This is a genomic window from Pseudomonas putida (genome assembly GCF_005080685.1).
Taxonomy (GTDB): Bacteria; Pseudomonadota; Gammaproteobacteria; order Pseudomonadales; family Pseudomonadaceae; genus Aquipseudomonas; species Aquipseudomonas putida_V.
In genome coordinates this window covers 4,339,768-4,360,814 of sequence record NZ_CP039371.1, presented here as the reverse complement: position 1 = coordinate 4,360,814, position 21,047 = coordinate 4,339,768, and the positions used below count along the sequence as shown (strand labels likewise).

The 21,047-nt window shown below is 55.6% G+C and carries 16 protein-coding genes and 1 pseudogene; 9 read left to right on the top strand and 8 right to left on the bottom strand.

All coding sequences use genetic code 11. The features are described 5' to 3' along the window. Positions 1 to 284: 284 nt before the first annotated feature. A complete protein-coding gene (gene mobH / locus E6B08_RS20135; protein ID WP_136915640.1) occupies positions 285 to 2,030 on the bottom strand; it encodes a MobH family relaxase in 1,746 nt (581 codons plus the stop codon). A gap of 221 nt (positions 2,031 to 2,251) precedes the next feature. Between mobH and E6B08_RS30880 the strand changes: the two are divergent. Together E6B08_RS30880 and E6B08_RS20130 are read left to right on the top strand one after the other, a co-directional pair. Then, positions 2,252 to 2,440 (top strand): annotated as a pseudogene (locus tag E6B08_RS30880) (hypothetical protein); the annotation flags it as partial. A gap of 3 nt (positions 2,441 to 2,443) precedes the next feature. Beyond that, positions 2,444 to 2,650, top strand: coding sequence for a hypothetical protein (locus tag E6B08_RS20130; protein WP_136917457.1), 207 nt, complete (start codon positions 2,444 to 2,446; stop codon positions 2,648 to 2,650). A 153-nt stretch (positions 2,651 to 2,803) separates the two neighbouring features. Here E6B08_RS20130 and E6B08_RS20125 read toward each other — a convergent pair whose 3' ends face one another. Further along, the gene (locus tag E6B08_RS20125) at positions 2,804 to 3,238 is read right to left on the bottom strand and encodes a PRC-barrel domain-containing protein (RefSeq protein ID WP_136915639.1); all 435 of its coding nucleotides are present in this window, start codon (positions 3,236 to 3,238) and stop codon (positions 2,804 to 2,806) included. Positions 3,239 to 3,791: 553 nt separating this feature from the next. Next, positions 3,792 to 5,009 carry a multidrug effflux MFS transporter gene (locus E6B08_RS20120; RefSeq protein WP_136915638.1) on the bottom strand — a complete coding sequence of 406 codons (1,218 nt, stop codon included), beginning with the start codon at positions 5,007 to 5,009 and terminating at the stop codon, positions 3,792 to 3,794. A gap of 631 nt (positions 5,010 to 5,640) precedes the next feature. On the opposite strand from E6B08_RS20120, the gene E6B08_RS20115 reads away from it, so the two are divergent. From E6B08_RS20115 to E6B08_RS20085, 7 genes are all read left to right on the top strand, one after another. Continuing rightward, the gene (locus E6B08_RS20115) at positions 5,641 to 7,314 is read left to right on the top strand and encodes a GMC oxidoreductase (RefSeq protein ID WP_202877479.1); all 1,674 of its coding nucleotides are present in this window, start codon (positions 5,641 to 5,643) and stop codon (positions 7,312 to 7,314) included. Positions 7,315 to 7,385: 71 nt separating this feature from the next. Continuing rightward, complete coding sequence (locus E6B08_RS20110) at positions 7,386 to 8,744, top strand: MFS transporter (RefSeq protein ID WP_192938573.1); 1,359 nt, start codon at positions 7,386 to 7,388, stop codon at positions 8,742 to 8,744. 37 nt (positions 8,745 to 8,781) lie between these two features. After that, positions 8,782 to 9,717 carry a sugar phosphate isomerase/epimerase family protein gene (locus tag E6B08_RS20105; protein WP_136915636.1) on the top strand — a complete coding sequence of 312 codons (936 nt, stop codon included), beginning with the start codon at positions 8,782 to 8,784 and terminating at the stop codon, positions 9,715 to 9,717. Between the two features lie 20 nt (positions 9,718 to 9,737). Further along, positions 9,738 to 10,196, top strand: coding sequence for a C-glycoside deglycosidase beta subunit domain-containing protein (locus E6B08_RS20100; protein ID WP_136915635.1), 459 nt, complete (start codon positions 9,738 to 9,740; stop codon positions 10,194 to 10,196). Between the two features lie 304 nt (positions 10,197 to 10,500). Next, positions 10,501 to 12,780 (top strand): TonB-dependent receptor domain-containing protein, encoded by a 2,280-nt coding sequence (locus tag E6B08_RS20095; protein ID WP_136915634.1) that lies wholly within the window; start codon positions 10,501 to 10,503, stop codon positions 12,778 to 12,780. 107 nt (positions 12,781 to 12,887) lie between these two features. Then, the gene (locus E6B08_RS20090) at positions 12,888 to 14,003 is read left to right on the top strand and encodes a Gfo/Idh/MocA family protein (RefSeq protein ID WP_136915633.1); all 1,116 of its coding nucleotides are present in this window, start codon (positions 12,888 to 12,890) and stop codon (positions 14,001 to 14,003) included. A 41-nt stretch (positions 14,004 to 14,044) separates the two neighbouring features. Then, positions 14,045 to 15,067, top strand: coding sequence for a sugar phosphate isomerase/epimerase family protein (locus tag E6B08_RS20085; RefSeq protein ID WP_136915632.1), 1,023 nt, complete (start codon positions 14,045 to 14,047; stop codon positions 15,065 to 15,067). Positions 15,068 to 15,193: 126 nt separating this feature from the next. Here the strand turns inward: E6B08_RS20085 and E6B08_RS20080 are convergent, their stop codons facing one another. The 5 genes from E6B08_RS20080 to E6B08_RS20060 form a co-directional block, all read right to left on the bottom strand. Next, complete coding sequence (locus E6B08_RS20080; protein ID WP_136915631.1) at positions 15,194 to 16,216, bottom strand: LLM class flavin-dependent oxidoreductase; 1,023 nt, start codon at positions 16,214 to 16,216, stop codon at positions 15,194 to 15,196. A gap of 138 nt (positions 16,217 to 16,354) precedes the next feature. Beyond that, complete coding sequence (locus E6B08_RS20075) at positions 16,355 to 17,653, bottom strand: MFS transporter (RefSeq protein ID WP_192938572.1); 1,299 nt, start codon at positions 17,651 to 17,653, stop codon at positions 16,355 to 16,357. 178 nt (positions 17,654 to 17,831) lie between these two features. Then, the gene (locus tag E6B08_RS20070; protein WP_192938571.1) at positions 17,832 to 18,476 is read right to left on the bottom strand and encodes a nuclear transport factor 2 family protein; all 645 of its coding nucleotides are present in this window, start codon (positions 18,474 to 18,476) and stop codon (positions 17,832 to 17,834) included. A gap of 16 nt (positions 18,477 to 18,492) precedes the next feature. Continuing rightward, on the bottom strand, positions 18,493 to 19,704 hold the full coding sequence (locus E6B08_RS20065) for an acyl-CoA dehydrogenase family protein (RefSeq protein ID WP_136915628.1): 1,212 nt from the start codon (positions 19,702 to 19,704) through the stop codon (positions 18,493 to 18,495). Then, positions 19,701 to 21,023, bottom strand: coding sequence for an acyl-CoA dehydrogenase family protein (locus tag E6B08_RS20060; protein WP_192938570.1), 1,323 nt, complete (start codon positions 21,021 to 21,023; stop codon positions 19,701 to 19,703). The genes E6B08_RS20065 and E6B08_RS20060 overlap by 4 nt, the downstream gene beginning before the upstream one ends. Positions 21,024 to 21,047 lie beyond the last annotated feature (24 nt).

The window sequence follows — 21,047 nt, the reverse complement described above, 5'->3', positions numbered from 1 at the left end:
GCATTCGATCAAGTTGGGCCAACAGAGTCAACGTAGTGCTGGCATGTGGGGGCCGCTTCCTGACACTCACCCCAAAGAGCTGGCAAGATTGAAGGCTGAGACGGTTTAGGCCGATACGAAATCCACTGCGTTAGGAGTTCACCTCTCAGCGCTTCGATCATGCCAGCTTGAACGGCGGGAGCACCAAAGGCTAACGCACCCATGCAAAGAGCAGAGCGATCATGGGCATCGGAAGGTCAATGGCGTGCGTGATCGCGATTAGGGTGAATACGAGCGCAACCAGCTTACATCGCAGGGTTGCGTATCAGCTCACATGTCTGCAGTGATAGGAATGGATTTGCAGGTGGAGTGACGTCGGCAATGCTTGCTGCTTCGAGAATCAGGTAGCCATTCAGGACGCTTTTTTTGCGAGCGCCTCTTACCGCGCAGGTCCATATGTTCTGTCCATTTGCTCGTTTCTGATGAATACCCAGCCTTTCAAAGTGACGTTGAATGTATCGCCAAGGTGCGATCTTGCCGTCCCTTTCCGCTTGCACTGGATGTTCCGCGGCGTAGCGTTGGAAAATGCCCGGCGTGACAAGGAAAAAGTAACCCTCCACGGTGTGGACCTTCGCGTTGCTGTCGTTAATCACCAATCGATGACTGCGGACACCGTCGCGCAGCCACTCTAGGAAGGCCAGCCCTATGGCATCCTGGGGGGGCACAGTTGTGGACTGCAAGTTTCCAGTACTTGATTCAGTTTCAAGCTGACCCGGCTCTTCCAACATATCCATCAAATCGTCGAGGTAGTGGAAATCCTCATCCAAGTGCGCTGTGGTCGGCCGCTTTTCATCCGCGGCAATCTGCGGTCCATCAGTGCTCGACTCGCTGGGTTCACTGGTTGGTAGGGGATGGTCAATCATCGGTTCAACCGTGCCACTAAAGCATTCTGGCCGAGGTTCATCGGCCCAGATAAGGCTTGGGTGCAGACGAAGAAAGGTAAAGCGATGCTGCCAGTTATCGTCTGCGACGGTCGCGCTCCATACCGCTTTGCCCTCCGGTGTCGCATCCACTAATCCATGTGATTGCAGCTCATCGAACAAGGCGATGTTGGAGGAGGGGATGCCATCCACGGCCTGAGCGAGCAGGTAGGCGCGCAGTTTGTCGGTGGCGGTCTTGCTGACTAGCCAGAGATTGTCCTGAGTGAGCCAGCCGGCCGCACCGGGCTGGTTGAGCTTGAACTCATTTTTTACCAGGTGGCGCAGGCCCGTGAGCAGATGATGCTGCAGCGCGTGTTTAGGTGCCTGCAGGGCCTTGGTGGGGTTTGCACCGATGTTCTGCGCGGTGGATACCCGGTCCGCTTGCAGCACCAGCTCTCCGAGGATGCCGGCGTGCTCGTAGTGGTTGGCCAGCAGGAAGAGCAGGTGGCTCCACAAGACCGGATGGTTGCTGAGCCAGTCCAGTTGGAGAGGCGTCAAGATCTGTGTGTACAGCAGCCCCGTGGCGGCGCCGTGTAGCTTGTAGTCACGACCGGCCACGTAGCGAAAGCGGTAGGGCTGGGTCAATGGACCGTGCCAGGGGTGCCACACCTCATCATTCTGATACTCCACCCGCAGGTCGACGGCAATCTTGCCAATGTCATGGAGCAGGGCGCTGTAGGCAATCGCCGCGCTCCAGGCGTCCGCCTGCGCGGCCTGATCTTCCGGTGCGGCACCGCTGGGTAGCAAGTACGACTGGCGCAGCTTCAGGCTGCAGGCCACCAGTTCCAGCCCGTGGTCCAGCATGCCGCCTGGGTAGGCATGGTGGTGGCTTTCGCTGGCGGGGAGTTGCTGTACATAGGCGGCGTAACGGCGGATTGGATCAAGGTAGAGCCGATCGAACTGAGGTTCCGAGAGCGCCGTGTACTGCCAGATGCGCTCCAGCAGCTTTCTCCGGTGGTCGGCACACAGCAAGGATTCAGCGGGGAGCGGGAGGAGAAATCCCTCGGGCGCTGAAGCGAGCGTGGGCTCCGCGCCATTGCCTTTTTGATGTTTGAACCACCAGCGCTTCATTGGATTACCTGCTTTGCATTCAGAAGGTCCTTTTGCCTTTTCGGATAGGCCTCTTACCCTTGTGCCCCTTACTATTGCCGCCGTTACCCTTTAACGCCTTGAGCCTTTTCGCGAACGCGAAAATGCGAAGCCCGGCGCATCGGGTTACCTGTGGGACCGGAATGGCCAGTCCTTTTCCCGGGAGGTAGACTGTCCGACATTATTTGGGGGACGGTAGCCTGATGACGTTGAGCGATGCCATTTTGATCGTGCTACTGGCTGACCGAATTCATGGGACGGATGCTGCCATTCGAACGGCCGCCACGCGTTGCGCGAAACAGCTGCCACGCAGTCAGCGCGACATGCTGTTCAAGATCGGCAATAGTGCTGCACCTCGTGAACTAGTGGGGCACCTTTGCCAGTTCTTGCCACTGATGTCCAAACTGCTCGAGATTTTGCCGCCCGACCACCCGGCGTATATCGAGGCAGTTGAAGCAATGCGCCGCTACCACGACGCACAGCGCACAGGTGGACCTGAAATCGAAGTGGAAAGATTGCGCTTGATTGCTGAGTCACTTTTCCAGGCTGTAACCGACTACCAGATGAAGGCCTTCGGCAAGGGCGGCAGAACACTCCAGTGATCCACAATTATTCGAGATGCGCGACGTCGCGAATGACCGCTATCGATCCATAGTAGCCCTCACGACCCGTCCGCATACGACCCGAAGCAGCCTGTCACGGTCCTGTTGGTCAGGATAGGCTTGGCCGGGAGCCCGGCCAAGCAGGTTGCCACATCACAGCCGGGGATCGTTTGCCCATGTGGTGCCGTAGTAGTCGTGGATACCTCTGCCCCAGGTCGGATCGCTCATATTTGGCCAGTTGTCCTTATCGAAGCCTGGGGCGTTCTTCAGGCGGTCCTTGTCGGCATCAAGGATGAAGCGCTTGTTCACCGTATCCAGGCGCAAAGCCCCCCATGGCACCGCGAACAGCTTTTCACCCATGCCCAGGAAACCGCCGAACGACAGTACAGCGTACGCAACCTTGCCGCTGGCAGTGTCCAGCATGATTTCCTTGATATCACCCAGATCTTCGTCTTGCGTGTTATACACGTCGTTGCCGATAAGGGTATCCGCCCCCATTAGCCGCGGCCCTGGGCCGCGGTCTCCCTCGGCAGTGAAATCGGTCCGTCCCTTGTACATACCGTACTTGTCGCGTTCTTCGAAATTCATAGTGCGCTCCTGGCCAGAGGCCTTAGGCAGTAGAGCATCTCGACTTTCGGTTCAAGGCTGCTCGGGTAACGCCAGAGCAAATGCCCGGCGTGATCAGGCGAATCTTTCTAACCGCGCGATATCCCTCGAGCATTCAGCAAGGCTGGTATGAGAGGCCGGCGGGACAGCGAGCGACGGGATAGGACACTAAGCTGCGATGGCTTGGATGCGTTTCTACGACGCTCAGAATAGGAGAGTGGTCTGAATAACCAGTCGTTCGCTATTTGCGACCGACGGTGAGAAGTGGAGTTGACTGAAGCGGGGTCGCTTTGGGCCGATTATCGCCGTTCGCAACTTACTGCTTTCGACCTAAAGCTGTCACTCGTGGTAAACGAATTCCACTGCCAGCCCATACTGTAGCCCCAGGAGATATAAGCACCATGGACTTTGTAGCAATCGTGCTTCTTGGCATGTGGCTTTACGCGATGGTAAGCCATGAGCGCAATTAAGGCGGCTTTCATGGCACGCGCTCATCAGGAGCGCGTGGGGCGAACGGTGGTCGTGAAATAGCAGCTCAGGACTCACGCCAGAAAATTCTTCTGGTATTTGGTAGTAGTGGTAGAAATGCCATCAATGATAAACAGGCCGTTACTAACATGACCAATGTCATACTAAGGCTGGTTTCTTCATATAAAATTCCCACTAGCCAACTGGCAATGCTCGCGCAACCGAATTGAGTTAATCCGAGTAGCGCTGACAAACTCCCTTTACTTGCTCCGCCGCTTTCCATAGTCATAGCTGTTGTGCTCGCCGATGCCAGGGGTAGCGCAGAAATTGCAGCAGTGGCAATCAACACAAAAGGCCATGCGCCCAATTCATCCCCCCAGGTAAGCAAGATCAGGGTAAGGCATAGATTACAGGCCATGCAAGTTAAAAATACGGTCTCCTGCTGAGCGTTTTTCAAGAGCACCCTAAGACATTGTGAGCAGATGACCATGCCCAAGGTAATGCCTGCGAATACCCATCCGTAGGTACCACGGCTCATACCAAAAACCGACATGAACACAGCTGGCGACCCAGCAATGAATGAAAATAAGGCCGAAAAAGCCATGGCGCCACTGAGCAGAGGAAGGATAACAAACTTCTTTTTCAACAAATTTCCCATTGCCGCAATTTCTTGCTTCACATTGCTTCGCTTTCGTTGGTTGGCCGGTTGGGTTTCAGGCAACAGCCAGTAAACCGCGAAAAGACAACAGCATCCAAATAGCGTCAGGAAAAGGAAGATTGAGCGCCATCCACAGGTGCTAACTAGCGCACTTCCTGCAACCGGGCCGACAATCGGCGCAAATGCGCCGACCAGCATGACGGTGGCGAGTTTATCTGTCGCCTCTCGCCCGCTGTAACGATCAGCAATCATCGCGCGGCACAAGACCATCCCAGCACAGCCGCCTACTGCCTGAATCAAACGCAGGAAAATGAATGACTGGATACTCGTCGCCAGCATTAGTCCTAGTGATGTGATCACGAAGATTGCCGCCCCCACGATCAGTGGGGGCTTCCTGCCATAACGATCGCTCAGTGGGCCATAAAGAATCTGTCCTAAGGCCAGCCCCAGTACAAAGATTGAGAGGCTTGATTGCACGCCTGCCAGGTCCGTCTGCAGATCTGATGCGATTGAAGGGAAGGCAGCAAGATACATGTCAGTTGACAGGGGGGCGAAGGCCGTGAGTGCCGAGATCAGGTAGATCCAGGCCCTATCATTCCCTAGACCAGATTTCAATCGCAACTGCATTTAGTAACTCCTCGATTCTTTGCGGCGATGCCTGGCATGAGCGATGTAGTGGCACGTCTCATTTCCGGCATCTCGGTGACACACCAGCGTTGTGATTCAGGCCATTTTTCAAAAGCCGTTTCTACCCTCACGGGTCGCCTTCCATCGCTCGCAGGATGGCATGGACGTCCTCGGCCAAGGGTAGGTCTCTGGTTGAGTACTGAATTGTACAGTACTGATTGGTCCAAGGCTCCATCGTTGGCAAGGTTTTTGTTCGTTCGAGTGTGGCCTCACACCTAATTGTCACCAAAAAACCTATGAACCCATTGAAAACAAAGAAAAATATCGATTTTCTCGTGTAGTTAGTAACCTGTCCCGTGTGATGGGATGGCTACGTGCTTTCACTTTGGAGATAGCGAAAAATCTATTGACAGAACTGTTTCGTTCCTAGGATATTCAACTGGTGTGCTACTGCTGCCGAGATTTGGAAGGCACGTGATCACAAGACAGCTGCTGAACGACTTCGCGGGCGCTGGGATAAAGGGTTTAGATGTGAGCGCGACGCAACCGACCTGAAACGAAGGCTCGGTACCCGGCCGAAGTGACTGAGGCAATTATGCAAAAATAAGAATAAGTACAGGAGTAGTAGGACGTGGTGACCAAGACACCTCAGTTTGATGCGATCGTCGTCGGCTCGGGAGCTGCCGGAAGCTTTGCGGCTAAGGAGCTTACCGAGGCGGGTCTACGGGTAGCGCTGCTTGAAGCGGGCCCGCCTATCACACCAGAGTTTTTCGTCAATAAAGGCGAGCGTCCCTCTCGGAGTGGCTTTTTTCTTCGGGCCCGGATGAAGGCATCGGCGCTAGGACAGTACGTCCAAGCGCGGGTGATCTTCTTCAGTGAGCAACTGCGCCACCTGTATGTAAATGATTGGCAAAACCCCTACACGACGCCCCGGGACAAACCTTTCCTGTGGGTGCGTGGCAAGCAGATCGGTGGTCGCCTTCATACCTTTGGGCGGGTATTGATGCGCTGGAGTGATTACGACTTCAAGGGCGCTTCCAAGGGGAGTGGTGGCAAGGACTGGCCTTTCGATTATTCGGAGCTCAGCCCCTTTTATGAGCGTGCCGAGCGTTTTCTAGGCGTTCATGGCACGTCAGAGAGGGTGCCTACACTGCCTGATGGGAGTTACGCCAAACCATCCAAGCTGGTGCCTGCAGAGATGACTTTTAAGAAGCGTCTTGAAGGCCTGTGGCCTCGCCGTCGAGTCGTACCTTGGCGATATGTGCCGCCGCATCCAGAGCGTGTGCCCCAAGCGATCCTGGCTGCGCAACGCACCGGTCTGTTAACCATTCACGCCAATGCCGTTGTGAAGCGTATCGAAGTTGACCCCGCTACGGGGCGAGCAACAGGGGTTGTATATGCCGACCGTGAATCTAAGCTCGAACATCGCATCGACGCGCGCGCTGTAGTGGTATGCGCCTCGCCTGTTGAGTCGGTACGCCTCCTTCTCAACTCGACCTCACCGAACCACCCCCGAGGATTGGGTAACTCGAACGGTCAACTTGGGTTGTTCTTTATGGATCAATGCCCGGCACTGTTAATGGGGCGTTATGCACCCGCGCAAGGCTGGGAAGAAGATGACTCCACACCTCCTGACAGTTTTTACCGTGCTCCTGGAGGGTTCTACATTCCTCGTTTTACCAATCTCGACAGCCAGGACAAGGAGGACTTCAAGGGGGGGTACACGTACCAAGGGGCAGTGGGTCGAATGCCTGTTGCGAGTGAGGAAGCGTCATTTTTCGTGATGATGGGTTTCGGAGAAATGCTGCCTCATCGCGACAACACAATCACGATCAATGGAGAGCGAAAAGACGCCTGGGGTGTGCCGGTTCCGCACATAACCTGCAGCATGCATGAGAATGAACAAAAGCTCTTGAAGTCTTTGGTCTCATCTGCAATGGAGATGGTAGAGCAGACCGGCGGAACTGTGGATATGGTGATATCGCCGTTAGGCTTGATTGAAAAAAACCGTGGAGCATTCCCCGAGGCCAGCCGTCTGGGGCGCTGGATGTTCAGGCGCAGAGCCAAACACAGCATGTGTTTAGGCGCTGCTATTCACGAAAGTGGAGGGGCCTGCATGGGAGAAGATCGAGATAACTCGGTATTGAATCCGTTTAACCAGTGCTGGGATGCACCCAACGTGCTGGTTACAGATGCCAGCTCATTCCCTACAGGCGGAGCGCTGGGAACAACTTTGACATCCATGGCAGTCACCATTCGTGCCTGCCAGCACCTTGTGCAGGAGATGCGTGCAGAACGTATTTAAGCAACTGAATCCCTTTATTCCAATAAGACAAACAGCCTGAGTGACATAAAGCGTCACTCATGGGAGGGGTAGTGAACGAACAGTCAAATATTTCAAATGCCGGTCGTTCGGGCGACCTTCTCTATCATGCACCGAGCCTTGGCATGGAGCACCCGGTCAAGGGGGTAGGGGAGAGCGTCATAGATTCAGAGTCAAACTGGAAGTTGTTGGGGCTCTGGCTAATCGTTGTTTTAATTGTTTCTTGCCCTGCCTTTGGCGCTGCCGTAATTAATACCCATATGGCAACGGCATTGAACCTGGACAGAGCTGTGCTGGGTGCTGGCTTTGGCCTAGCTTCCGCCACCATGGGTGGAACAGCTCCCTTCCTGGCCATTGCATTTCGTCGTTTTGGTATTCGGAATGTGATGCTTGCAGGGGCGGCGATGGCCGCGATATCTGCAGTCCTGATGTGTACGGTCGTTACGACCGGTCCCGCGTTTATCATTTGCTATGGCCTGTTGATGGGGCTGGGCGTCGGTGCGGCGGGGATTCTTCCTACTCAGACCATTGTTTCGATCTGGTTTCGTGGTCGTCGTGCGCTAGCCGTCTCTGTTGTCATGTCGGCAGGAGAGTTCGCGGGGATCGTCATGCCCCCATTCTTTGCTTGGCTGATCACTTCAACCGGTACTTGGCGTTCCGGTTGGTGGGTCGCACTCGGATGCATAGTGATAGGTGCGTGCCTGGTTTATTGGATCGTTCCCAAGAACCTTTCGATGAACAAGAAAGAGTTGGATGTCGGGCCAGGCGAAAGTGCGGATGATAATCGGACTTCCCGTGTCTATAAAACTCCTGTGCCTTGGGTTGTGGCTGATGCTATGCGCACTCGGCAGTTTCTGATCATTGTGCTGTTCGGTATTGCCAATAGCCTTGGTTGGATCTTCTTCCTAGCCCACGGCGTCGAACACATGCAGGACCTTGCTTATGGTTCTACGATCGCCGCATCTGCTATTTCAATCATTGTAGCATCTTCGTTCTTCGGCACGATGTGTGCCGGGCTGCTAGGGGATAAAGTCCCTCCTCACATTCTCGCAACACTGGCCCTGCTAATTGTCAGTACCGGATTGTTTTTGGCTATGTCGCCCTCTGGGCTGACCGCAATGGTACTGTTTGCTGTGATCTTTGGATTTGGGTACGGCGCCGGCCAAGTTTGCGGCATCACGATGATGATGAATTACTTCGGAGCCAAACCATTCCCCGCACTGCTTGGTATCAGTATCGCAGTTAGCACGATTACCAGTGCAATTTGGTCGACGGCTGCAGGTGCCATCTACGACCAACTGCACTCGTACACGCCAAGTTTCATCTTTGTTGTTGGTTTGACGTCTTGTGTGGCGCTGCTGCAACTTTTTGCATCGCCACGTTCGATCCGCCGGGAACGAGTACAGCAATAAGAGTAATAGTCGCCTGATAAGGTAACGGGAGGAAGAGATGCAAGGTCATAGTATTTCTGAAAAAGCGCCGGCGCTGCAGGCGCAAGAGGGGGCGGCTAAAAAGCCTCGGTTGGGCGTATCAATCTACAGCTATAGCAATACGCTCGGCAATTGCATGACATTAGAGGACTGCTTTGAAGACCTCCATGATATGGGTTGTGGTAGCTTTGAGCTGTTGACGAGTCATATCGAGAATTACCCAAACCCCTCGACAAAATGGATCGATAAATACTGGGGGCTCTGCGAAAAGTACAACGTGCAGCCGGCTGAATTGGGTCAGTGGTGCGAAACGCATTTGTACCGCGGGCGCATGATGACGGACGATGAAATCGTCGCGAACATGGTGCGTGATTTCAAGTTGGCAAACACGCTTGGTTTTAAGAACCTACGTACTAAGCTGACCTCTGTGAATATTTTCTGTGACCCAGAGCCAGGGTGGGACCGCTACCTGGAAAAGCTGCTGCCCTATGCGGAAAAGTATGATGTTCGCATGCAGTCCGAGTGTCACATTCCAACGACGCTGAATCGCCAACATATCTCCGACTTCATCGATTTTATCGAAACACGCCAGACAAAGCATTTCGGGATAAATGTGGATTTTGGTACGTTCCAGAATGCTTGGCCTGACGATATTTTTGGAAGTATCCCAAAAGAATTCCTCTGGAAAGACAAGATGCCAGTGCCTTCCTTGCCAGAAGATATCATTAGGGTGCTGCCGTACTGTCAAACGTGCCATGCGAAATTTAACTACATGGATGAAGACTTCAGCGAGCGTACCATTCCCTATGAGCCAGTTCTCCAGATATTGCTAGAGCAAGGCTGGGAAGGGGACTTGATCTCCGAGTATGAAGGACCGAACAAGACGGATCCGGCGTTTGTTGGGGATCAACTGCGGCGTCAACACGTGATGATGCGGCGTATTTTGGGTTATTAAAGGGGCGAGGAGTTCTCACGATGATCGAAAGTCATTGCTGTATTCAAATGCGAGGTTTTCATAACCTCAAAGACAGCAGCGGGGCCGTTTGGGGCTTTCAATTTCGCTTCCATACCTTGTACTACAAGGGGCTGTGGCTAAGTCAGGTGCGTACCGGTGCGGCTATTGTTGATGGCGTGGTCTATCCAAAAGAGTCACTTATTTGGAATATTCAAGGCATCGACTATACCCGTGAAGAAATGCTTGGGCGAGGCGATCAGTACTGGCAGATAAATGATCCTGCCGTCGTTAAAGTACCGAAGCCGGGCGGCTTGGCTCAGGGGTACCACGATGTCTCGGTAGAGTTTGGTTGGGTAAACAATTATAACCGAGCTCTGGAGCAGGAAGTGGACGGCAGCGGTTTGGGTAATGCGGGGCCGCTGCTCCCTGGTGTATCCATGGAGAGCATCAAGCAGCGCCGGCTTCTTCTGGTCTGCTAATGCATCCTGGTGCGCATAGATGTTAGTTGTTTGAGGCCTTGTAGGGCCTCAAACTTCACTGTGTCTTGCAATGAGGCACAGCGCATGTCGACATAATCCCGTTCATTCGCTTTTTGTCAGGGTAAATGCTACTAGTTCGGGCGCAGTAGAACAGTCTCAGTACACGAGTTTGTAGAAGTAAGTGTTGAGTAAGTGACGAGCGTTGTTTAACACGATCTTCGTGCTTCATTGCTATGGGTGCAGCGGTGGCTACTTGCCCCGTAAATAATTTTCTGAACAATAAGACCCCTGGAGGGGGCTACTCATGCGGACTCAAGCGTTTTATTCTGCATTGCCGATGTTGTTGATGTTAAGTTCTTCAGCCTATTCAGATGACTCAAAATTATTGAAAGTGGCAGCCGATCCCTGTGCTCGACCCTTTGTGATTGGTTCGGGGGTTGGGTCCTTCCCCGAGCCTTTGGCAGGATGCAGTGAGGCGGGCCACCAGGCTATCTTGGACGCAGAGTCCAACTTCGGAGTGCGTCCGGCCAATGAGAATGCAGGGCATCCTCCGCCTGGTGCTCCTATTCCTGAATTGGTCATGATGGCGTTGCCGACAGCAGAAGTCACTGCAGGGCCTCCAGCGCTGCCGCCGCCAGATCCAAAGATCGGCAGTGGGCATGTGGTGCCAGACGGCAATCTCAAAGGCATCGGCCCGATGCAGTTGCTACGCGGCTTTGATGACTTACTCGGTGCGCCCCCTCAGCGCAATGGGTTTCTTTTTAATGGTGCCGCGCTCGATGTGATGGGCGGCTCGTATGGGCGCATTCAATCGTTAGCTCAGGTTGGAGGGCAGCATGAAAACTATTCATTGTTCGCCGCGGTCAGCGATTTGTATGACCGTGGTTGGCAAGATCATTCGCCTACCCGTTCAAGGCAGTTTACCGGAGACTTTGGCTGGCGCAGAGATGAAGATGAGTATCACCTCAGTGTGCTGAACGTTTCCAACGAGAACATGGGTTACGGGTTTCAACCGATCGAGTTGATCGATCGCGATCGCTCGCGCACGGTGAGCTACCCTGCTGGCGTCGAAGTTAAAAGCACTCGAGTCAACTTTAGCGGCGACTATCGACTGTCGGATGGCTGGCATGCCAATAGCAATCTATTCTTTGGGGAGGGACGCCGTGATACCACCTTTACCACGAATAGCCCAAGCAATCCCGTCGCCTGCGCTGATGATGCGTCACTCTTGTGTTATGGAAGCAGCCCACTGCTCGATACTAATGGCCAGCAGGTGCCCAATGTGTTGGCAGGTACCGGGCGTAGTTATGCAACTCTTTCAGAGACGGCGACGCGCACGAATTACTGGGGAGGCGCTTTTAGTTTTTTGAACGACAACTCCTTATTTGGCAGGCCTAATCAATTCGTGGTGGGCGGGGGCTATTCTGGCGGTGATAGCGTCAGTTCTGCTCAGACTACGCTCGGGTTACTGACCGAGGATGGCGGCTTTGGAACATCGTTAGGTGTGTTGGCAACTCCTGGTGCAATCGTGCCGCAGCGCGTAAAAGTTAGATCTAACTATATTAACCTATATGCCAGCGACATAGTGGGGGTTACGGACCGCCTGAGCGTCGGTCTTAGCGGTCGATGGACCTATTCCGTGTTAGATCAGCGCGATTCGATAGATACCAGTCCCGCCTACAACGAAACACGCAAGTTTGGTCATTTTTCACCTTCGCTAGGATTCACTTTTGCGTTGACGCCTGCTGTAATAGCCTATGCCGGCTATTACGAAATCGCGCGCGTCCAAACACCTGCAGGCCTGTATTGTGATAGCCCGGAAGCCGCTTGTGGGTCGGGAGCACCTTGGATGGTCGCCGACCAGATTCAGAAGCAAGATATTTTTCAGACCTATCAAGTGGGCTTGCGTGGCCAACTACCTGACTTCGCAATTTACGACAACAAGGTTCAGGTCGCTTGGAATGCTGGTTTATACCGCACCGATGAATCAGATTTTCAGGTGATGAATCTCGCCACCGGTGTTGTAACTTTGCAAGATGTCGGTAAGACGCGTCGACAAGGTGTGAAGCTTGGGGTGGAGGTTGCGTCAGGTCCATTGACGACTTTCTTTGATTACACTTACACCGATGCTCGGTACCTATCGACTTTTGACTTCTATAGTCCTGTCAACTCGCAAGCGGATGCCAATGGAAATATTCACGTGACGCCGGGTGACAAGATGAGTGCGACGCCGGAGCACGTGCTCAGGTTCAGTGCTAAATACGACATTACTCCTAACTGGTCTGCAGGGGCACTTGTTCGCGCTGCCAGCAGCTCTTATTTCTTGGGGGATGAAGTTAATGCTGAAAGGAAGCTCGCCGGATTTACTGTTGTGAATTTTAATACGCAATATCGAGTTAGTAGCAATCTGGAATTATTTGGTATCGTCGAGAATGCTTTCAATAAAGAATACGCCGTGGCCGGTGTGTTTCTACCAACACCTGCAATTCTCGGTGCCATTGGAATGCAGAGCGATGGTGATGTGCGTTCTTTATTGCTGGCTCAGCCTCGCTCGGTTTATGCAGGATTCCGTTATAAGTTTTGAATTTTATATTCCAGTATGCTCAGGGAGTTTGGCAGGTGCTCGGATGTAGATAAGCGACAGCCTGCGGCTTTCGGAAATATTTGATAACCGGTTGAAGGAAAAAATCTATGACCCGAGTCGTTATTTTGGGAGCGGGGATGATTGCCGAAGTCCATCGTCGGGCTGCACTGGCGGCAGGGGCCCACATTGTCGGTGTCATGGCGTCTAATGCGGCGCGAACCCAATCCGCAGCTGACCGCTGGGGCGTGCCACCTGTCCTGAGCCTGCAAGACTTGAAAGAGGTTGCAGCAGACGTTGTGCACGTATGTAGCCCCAATGCCTTACATCTTGAACATGTCAAAGCTGCTATCACCGCTGGGGCCCACGTGATTTGTGAAAAACCGCTGGCGACTCGGGTAACGGATGCAGAATCTCTGCAGCTCTTGAGCGTCCAGCGTCGTCGTGTAGGAACCGTACCGTTTGTCTATAGGTATCACCCATTGGTGCGTGAGTTGCGGGCGCGCGTGCACGACGGGGAGTTCGGGCGCTGGCAGTTGCTGCACGGCAGTTATCTCCAAGACTGGATGTTGTCCCCGCGGGTCTCGAATTGGCGAGTCGATGCACGCAATGGCGGCCCTTCACGAGCTTTTGCCGATATTGGCTCGCACTGGTGCGACCTGATGGAGTTTGTCACTGGGGAGCGCATCGCGAGTGTGATGGCTTCGTTTAGTGTGACCGTCGCCGAGCGTCCGGTCAGTTCTGCAGTGAGCTTCACTCACGGCGATCCTGTGGAGCCGGTCATGACGGTGAATACCGAAGATGCGGCATCGGTGATGTTCCGTACAGAATCGGGTGTTTTGGGGGCCGTCGTGATTTCGCAAGTCTCCGCTGGTCGCAAGAATCGCTTGTGGTTCGAATTCGACGGCGCGCAGAAGTCGGCGGTGTTCGACCAGGAAAACCCAGAAACTGTCTGGCTAGGTAGCCAAACCAGCAACACTATCCTTGCTCGCGATCCTGGCCAAGGTAGCGCCGATGCCCGGCGGCTTTCCTCCTTGCCGGCGGGACATGCACAGGGGTATGCGCAGTGTTTCGAGCATTTCGTCGCAGATACCTACGCTGCCATCAACGGGGAGGTGCGGGAAGGCCTGCCTACGTTTGTCGATGGTTTGCGCGCAGCGCGCATTGCCGAAGCAGTGATTGAATCTGCTCGTAGTGAGCAGTGGGTCGCGGTCTCTCGCGTGTGAGAGTCGCGCGCCGATGCAGTTACAAGTCCTTGGAGAATCTTATGTTCCGCACTACTTCCCCAGTTACTCTGTTTACCGGGCAATGGGTTGACCTGCCTTTGGAGGAGGTCGCTCGACGAGCTGCCCAGTGGGGTTACGATGGCCTTGAAATTGCCTGTTCCGGCGAACACCTGGATGTCTGGAGGGCCAGTGAAGACCCTCGGTATCTCAATGATCGTCTTGATATTTTGAAACGTCATGGTTTGCAAGTGCGCGCCATCTCGAATCACCTTGCCGGGCAGGCAGTTTGCGATGATCCTATCGATTTTCGCCACAAAAATATCCTGCGTGGTCGGGTTTGGGGCGATGGCCAGAGTGAAGGGGTGCGCCAGCGCGCAGCGCAGGAGATGAAGCTGACCGCACAGGTGGCACGTCAGTTAGGTGTCGACACGGTCGTAGGCTTTACCGGGTCATCCGTCTGGCAATACGTCGCAATGTTCCCCCCCGTGCCGGAAACTGTCATTGAGCAAGGTTACGAAGACTTCGCCAGGCGATGGAACCCAATCCTGGATGTCTTCGACCAAGAGGGTGTGCGCTTCGCGCATGAAGTACATCCAGGCGAAATCGCTTATGACTACTGGACCAGTCAGCGCACTCTGCAGGCCCTGGATCATCGCAAGGCGTTTGGTTTCAACTGGGATCCATCCCACATGCTTTGGCAAGGTCTTGATCCAGTCGGTTTCATTACTGATTTCAGCGACCGCATCTACCATGTGGACTGCAAGGACACTCGACTGCGCCGTGGAAATGGCCGCAGCGGTCTGCTCGGCTCACACCTGCCCTGGGGGGACCCAAGGCGGAGCTGGGACTTTGTTTCTACAGGGCACGGCGATGTGCCTTGGGAAGACGCCTTCCGTGCATTACGCAGCATCGGTTATCAGGGGCCGATTTCCATCGAATGGGAAGATGCAGGGATGGACCGAGAGCACGGTGCGGCCGAGGCGGTAAATTTCATTCGTTCGCTCCTATGGAAGCTTCCTGAATCACGCTTTGATGCGGCATTCAGTACCAACTCCGCTGCTTAGCAGCTCAACAGCCCATTGAAGTAGCAACTACCGCCACCCCCAATCCCGCCTTCCAGAACCCGGTTTGTGCAAGGCATGGTCGCGACGGGATTGGGTGGCCTTGTCAGCGTTGCAGGAGTGGTGGCCTCAACTACGCCATCCCAGCGCCGGCGCAACCTGGGTCAACACTGTCTCGACAATGCGGGCACAGTATTCCACTCCCAGTTGGTTCGGTACTGTCAACAGAAGCGTATCTGCTTGCGCGATTGCCTCATCGTTGGCCAACTCGCGGATCAGCCGATCGGGATCTGCTGCATACGACCGGCCAAAAATTAACCTCACATCGCCAAAGTAGCTGATTTGGTCTTGGCTTTGTGCATCGCCACCGAAGTAGTGATGATCCTTTCGGTCCAGCAATGGGAAGATGCTGCGGCTGACTGACACCCTGGGCGCATGCAGGTGACCGGCTTCGCGCCAAGCTTCACGGTAAGCCCGAATCTGAGTTGCTTGTTGGAGGTGAAATGGGCGTCCGTCCTGATCATCCATCAATGTCGAGCTCTGAAGGTTCATGCCTTGGCGAGCGGCCCATTGTGCTGTGGCAAATGAGCTGGCTCCCCACCAGATGCGTTCCTGCAGGCCTGAAGAGAACGGCTCAAGGCGCAGCAGTCCTGGTGGGTTGGGATACATTGCCTGTGGGCTGGGTGCGGCGATGCCTTCGCCACGCAATGCATTCAGAAGTGTTGCGGTATGTTCGCGGGCCATGTCAGCGCACGTTTGACCTGGCGCGGGTATATGGCCGAAGTGACGCCACCCGTCCAGCGCCTGTTCTGGAGAGCCTCGGCTGAGGCCCAGTTGCAGGCGTCCGTTTGCAATGTGATCGGTGGCACCAGCCGTCTCAGCCATGTACAGCGGGTTTTCGTAACGCATGTCGATAACGGCGGTACCAACCTCGATCCGCGAGGTGCGTGCGGCGATTGCTGCTAGCAGCGGGAAGGGGGAAGCGAGTTGGCGGGCAAAGTGGTGCACTCGGAAATACGCCCCGTCGGCTCCCAGTTCTTCGGCGGCGACGGCGAGATCGATCGATTGATGCAGTGCGTCGGTTGCTGAGCGAGTTTGCGATTGAGACGATGAGGTCCAGTGTCCGAACGAGAGAAAACCTATTTTTTTCATGGTGTGGAATTGTCAAAGGTCAAGAGCGCACGACGGGATTGGCGTCGGCAGAACGCGGGGACATGCCTCGCAGTGGAGTTCGCCCTGCTCGATCATTGGTCGGTAACAATCGAGCAGGGAGGGGCACAGATGTATGTATTAGGTCCCAATGTGGCTGGGCGTGCTGTGCTGGCGGGCTCGACGAATCGAGTGGGGCGAGGCGATCAGTTGTAGTAGGGCAATTATCACCGCCAAGGTGATGCCAATAGGGAAAACCGATGCGTAACTGTGTAGGTGATCGAAGATTGCACCGGCACCCACTCCACCGACCGTGCCGCCAACAGCCCCCATCGCTAAGATGATGCCGTAAAGCACCGGGAAGGCCCGGGTGCCAAAATAGTTGGTCAGGGTTGTGATCCAGCACACTTGGGTGGCACCGTAACCCAGTCCGAATAAGGTCGCGAACAGCACCAGTGCATAAACCCCGTTGGGTGCTTCCGCCAGCGCCAGGCCGGCCGCGAGTATCAACATGGCGATTGCGCCGAGCAGGTGTGGCGCGAAGCGGTCCCCGAGCAATCCGGCCGCAACATTACCTACCAGCGATGCTCCGACAATGATCGATACGGCTGAGGCGGCGATGGTCGACGAATAACCCAAGTCCTGCAGGTGCTCGACCCCATGGGACAGAAAGAAAACCCAGATAATGCAATTAGTAAGGCTGTAGAGCAGAAGGCAGGAGAATTGGCGAGTCCGGATCGCGTCACTCACCTTCCAAGGTGTTGGGGTCTTGTACACCTTGGTTCCCGAGGAGTGCAGGTCCACTACCGGAGGGCTGACCTCCATCGTGTGCGGGTCCGGTGTGAGGTTGGTCGGTATTACCCAGAGAATCAGCACGCCGGCGACCAGCAAGCAACATATCGTTACCCACCAGCCTGCTCGCCAGTCGCCCGCTTGTTCGATCAGCCATGCAAACAGTGGCGAGCCGATGATGCCTGCGAAATCGATCGCCGAAAGCACCACGGAGACGGCAAGCGCGCGACGGTGTCGGAACCAGGAGGCGACCACTGTCTGGACGGGCAACACGCCAGCTGCGCCGACACCCAGCCCGAGAACCAGTCCGTAGATGACTATGAATTGTGCTCCACTGTTCACCACGGTGCCCATCAACACTGCGCCGATGAGTGCCAATAGCGTGCCAGCGATCGCCACCCTGCGAATGCCGAAGTAACTGAACCCGAGTGCAACGAGTGGCGCGGAAATGCTCATGACGGCCACGAAGAGGCTCATGCCGGCACCGAGCAGCGTGCGTTCCATCTGCAGCGCTTCGGCCATGTGTGCATTGATCACCGATGCGCCTATCATTGGCGAGGAGACTATCAACGCTACGATGAGCCACAGTGGTACCAGCTTCCAGGTTGGCTCCCTGGTGGTGACCAAATTGCCTTTGGAGTGCTTCATTACGGTCTCCATCTGCGATTCTGAGCCGGACGTAAAGCAAGTTGTTCCGTCGCGGCTAGGCTTTTGTTTTTGTTCTTGCTATCCGCAGCTCGTATCGGTCAGGTTGGCCTGTCCGATACGAGAAACGCAGTCGATCCTGGGCACGCAGCGCATAGGTACTACGGCACGGGGCCGTCTCTCAATCGGCGTTCCATGTGTCGTATGGGGCTGGCGGAGCAGGTATCAGCTGCGGGGCACGGTTAATGTCATAGCGCGTGTCGACCGATGGTGGTTCATCATATTTAGCCTTGCCGGCAGCCAGCGGTGGCTCCGGCGGTGGGGCACCATCTGCCCAGCTGCGATAATAATCGGCGGCGAAAGTCGGGTAGACGTTCAGGTGCCAGATGCGCCAGCCGTCGTCAGTTTTGATGAAGTCCACCGAGTACTTGCACCAGTACCAAAAGGCAATGCGCGGCGAACCCTCGACCCAGAAGAACTTGTGGGCTTCCTGACCTGGCGAGTTCCATACCGCCTTGGCGGTACGAGCGTCACCAGCGACCTCAATGATGGGGGTGGTCAGTGTATGTTCAACAATCTCGCCCCGCAGGTCTCGGGGTGCGAGATCCTCTTCGAACAGGATGCCGAAGCAACGCTGGGCAGCGTCGATGCCGAAATATCGGCCAAAGGGACCGTCGATGGTAACGTCTTCGCGCTCGGCGAATAGCTGTACGATTTCGGCATTGCGAAACGCTGAGTGAAGGTATTGGTAACGGCTCATCAGGTTTTGTACTTCGACGGCCGCCTCCAGGCGTTCAATTCTGGTTTCCAAGGATTGCGTATTCATCTGGTCAGCTCCGTGGTCAGTACATGGCGTCTGCGTGGGGCCCCAGGCCCTGACCGAGCAGCGCGCGGCCTGCAAGCATCTGCGCATAGCGCCAGTCGAGCACTGCGTGATTGCGCATTACCTGGGTGTTTCGGCAGATCAGCTCCAAGGGGTGGCCGTCACGCTGAATGCTGGCCCCGGCATTCTGAAGCAGTATGTCCACGGCCTTGAGGGCTTCAGTGCCGCTGGCCGTTACGCATAGATTTAACCGAGCACGTTCCTCCAGCGCAGGCTCGTCGCTGCCGCGGCGGTATAGGTGCTCAGTGCGGGACACCGCCTCGTCGAGCAGTAGCTGAGCGATTTGCAATTGTTGCGTGGCTTCTCCAAATGCTGACCAAGTACCTGGCTCTTCGACGAGCAACTGGCGGCTGGCCGGCCGCATGCGATGGGTCATGGCGGCAGGGTACATTTCAAGGGCTGCTTCAGCCGTGCCTACCGCAACCGCGCCGTGAATCAGTGACAGCACGCGGTACATGGGGTACTGCAACACGTGGTAAGACGGATAAAGGGCTGCACCATCGTTCTCGCGAGACGAATACCGGATGAAGTCCACCACGCGATGTTCGGGGATGAAGGCGTCACATAGTTCGAAGTCATTCGAACCCGTTGCTCGCATACCTGGGACATGCCAAGTGTCATGGATCGTTCCTTCGTCGATTCGAGCGATCACTGCCAATGGCCCGGTTTCCGGGCTTCCGGCTGAAACCACCACCCACTTCGAGTGCAGGATTGCTGAGGCGAAACGCCAGCGACCACTGACTCGATAGCCACCCTCGACGCGTTCGGCGCTGCCGGGAGGGGCCGCCGCCGCCGCTGCCAGGCCTTCGCCGTCAGAGAACACCTCGGCCTGGGCCTGGGCATTGAGCCGACTGAGAAGCCATTCGTGGGAGATCAGAAAGGCCGCGACCCAGCCCGTTGATGCATCGCCGCGGGAAAGATGACGAACGATCTCAATGAACGCGGCAAAGCTGATGGATGAACCTCCGGCCTCCACCGGGCGCATTGCCTTGAGCAGGCCGGCTTCGCGCATCGCGGCAATTACCGCCTCTGGGATCCGGCGTGATCGGTCGGCTTCACGAGCGTACTCTCGTACCATTGGCACCAGGTCTTTCGCAGCCTGAATCAGGCGTGCCTCACTGGAGGAATAGGGTGTTGGAAGCTTGGTATTGCTCAGGTTCATCGTTGTCATTTCAGGTCTCCTTTCTGGTTGCCAACGTCCGGCAAACCTCCTGCAAACATCGTCGGTGCAGTGCGGCCCAGTACGTCTCGACCACTCAACTCGGCGAGAGGGTCGAAGCGAATAGCACCGTGAGAGCAGAGCACTCGAATATCGCGATGGAAGCGTTGTACCGGGTTACTCAGGGCAAATGCCGAAGACCCGAGCGCTGCTTCGAGCTCGGCGATCGCGTCCGCACACAGCTGGATTGCGTACACCAACTCCATATGCAGACGGGTAGCCTCTGGAGGTGACAGATCCATTCCCGCTTCGCTGAGGCGATCAATCCCGTTCGCAGCATGTTCGATCGAGGCACGAGCCACGTCGATTGCGGCGCGCCCTTTGCCAGCACTAATTTGAGCGCCTGGACAGTCGGCAATGGTCGGGTAGGGCAGATTGAAAGGCGTGCGCTTGGGTGCCATGTCCATGAAGCATTCCATGGCTCCCTCTGCCATACCCAGTGCGACAGCGGCCAGGTTCAATGTGATGACGACGATGCGGGCCTGATCGCGCCAGGTGAACGCCGCGCCCTGGTATCGATCTTTGAGGGTGCCCATGCGCTGGGGAAGTTCTGACAGGTCGAACAAGCGATGGGCGGGTACAAATACATCATGCTCGGTGAGGATGGTATTGCTCGCCGTCGCCGCCATCCCTGCTGTGTTCCAGTCATCAAGAATGGTGTAAGCCTCGCGGGGAAGCAGGGCAAGCCCTCGGGCAGTGCTGCCCTCGATGTCGACCCCGACCATGGCCCACTGCGCGGTGCGACATCCGCTCGCAAAGCCCCAGCGTCCGCGTACCAGCCAACCGCCTTCTACGGCCTTGGCGCTGCCAACCTGGCGAGCGAAGATCGATGCGCCAACCAGTCGAGGGCCGCAGTTGCTCGGGCTGCCATCGAATACTTCGCGAACCGCTTCGGCAGGGTACGCGACTACCAACAGATGATTGTTTGCTGCTGTCGCAGTCAGCCAGCCTGCCGAACCATCTCCGCGTCCGACTTCGCGCAGGACCTCGACAAGGTCGCGGGCACCGGCGGCCAAACCGCCAAACTCCAGCGGGGTTCCAAGATCGAATACGCCAATTTCACCCAGGCGCTGGGAGGCATCTGTAGTAAGAAAACGTTGGCGTTCGGCTTCGTCAGCCTGCTTGCGTAGTAACGGAACCAACTCAGCTACTGCCATGCGCATTTGCTTGGCTGTAGTTGAAAGGGTGTCGTGGGGGGAGAGCAGCAGGGCTTTTGCGTCAATGGCGCTTTCGCCTGCCAGCGTCTCGAGTGTCCGAGAAATGGTGGTCATCGGGAGCTCCTTCAGTTCAGTCGA

Coding starts and splice junctions, on each gene's coding strand:
- mobH (WP_136915640.1), bottom strand. CDS start 2,030: ATGAAGCGCTGGTGGTTCAAACATCAAAAAGGCAATGGCGCGGAGCCC.
- E6B08_RS20130 (WP_136917457.1), top strand. CDS start 2,444: ATGTCCAAACTGCTCGAGATTTTGCCGCCCGACCACCCGGCGTATATC.
- E6B08_RS20125 (WP_136915639.1), bottom strand. CDS start 3,238: ATGAATTTCGAAGAACGCGACAAGTACGGTATGTACAAGGGACGGACC.
- E6B08_RS20120 (WP_136915638.1), bottom strand. CDS start 5,009: ATGCAGTTGCGATTGAAATCTGGTCTAGGGAATGATAGGGCCTGGATC.
- E6B08_RS20105 (WP_136915636.1), top strand. CDS start 8,782: ATGCAAGGTCATAGTATTTCTGAAAAAGCGCCGGCGCTGCAGGCGCAA.
- E6B08_RS20100 (WP_136915635.1), top strand. CDS start 9,738: ATGATCGAAAGTCATTGCTGTATTCAAATGCGAGGTTTTCATAACCTC.
- E6B08_RS20095 (WP_136915634.1), top strand. CDS start 10,501: ATGCGGACTCAAGCGTTTTATTCTGCATTGCCGATGTTGTTGATGTTA.
- E6B08_RS20090 (WP_136915633.1), top strand. CDS start 12,888: ATGACCCGAGTCGTTATTTTGGGAGCGGGGATGATTGCCGAAGTCCAT.
- E6B08_RS20085 (WP_136915632.1), top strand. CDS start 14,045: ATGTTCCGCACTACTTCCCCAGTTACTCTGTTTACCGGGCAATGGGTT.
- E6B08_RS20080 (WP_136915631.1), bottom strand. CDS start 16,216: ATGAAAAAAATAGGTTTTCTCTCGTTCGGACACTGGACCTCATCGTCT.
- E6B08_RS20075 (WP_192938572.1), bottom strand. CDS start 17,653: ATGAAGCACTCCAAAGGCAATTTGGTCACCACCAGGGAGCCAACCTGG.
- E6B08_RS20070 (WP_192938571.1), bottom strand. CDS start 18,476: ATGAATACGCAATCCTTGGAAACCAGAATTGAACGCCTGGAGGCGGCC.
- E6B08_RS20065 (WP_136915628.1), bottom strand. CDS start 19,704: ATGACAACGATGAACCTGAGCAATACCAAGCTTCCAACACCCTATTCC.
- E6B08_RS20060 (WP_192938570.1), bottom strand. CDS start 21,023: ATGACCACCATTTCTCGGACACTCGAGACGCTGGCAGGCGAAAGCGCC.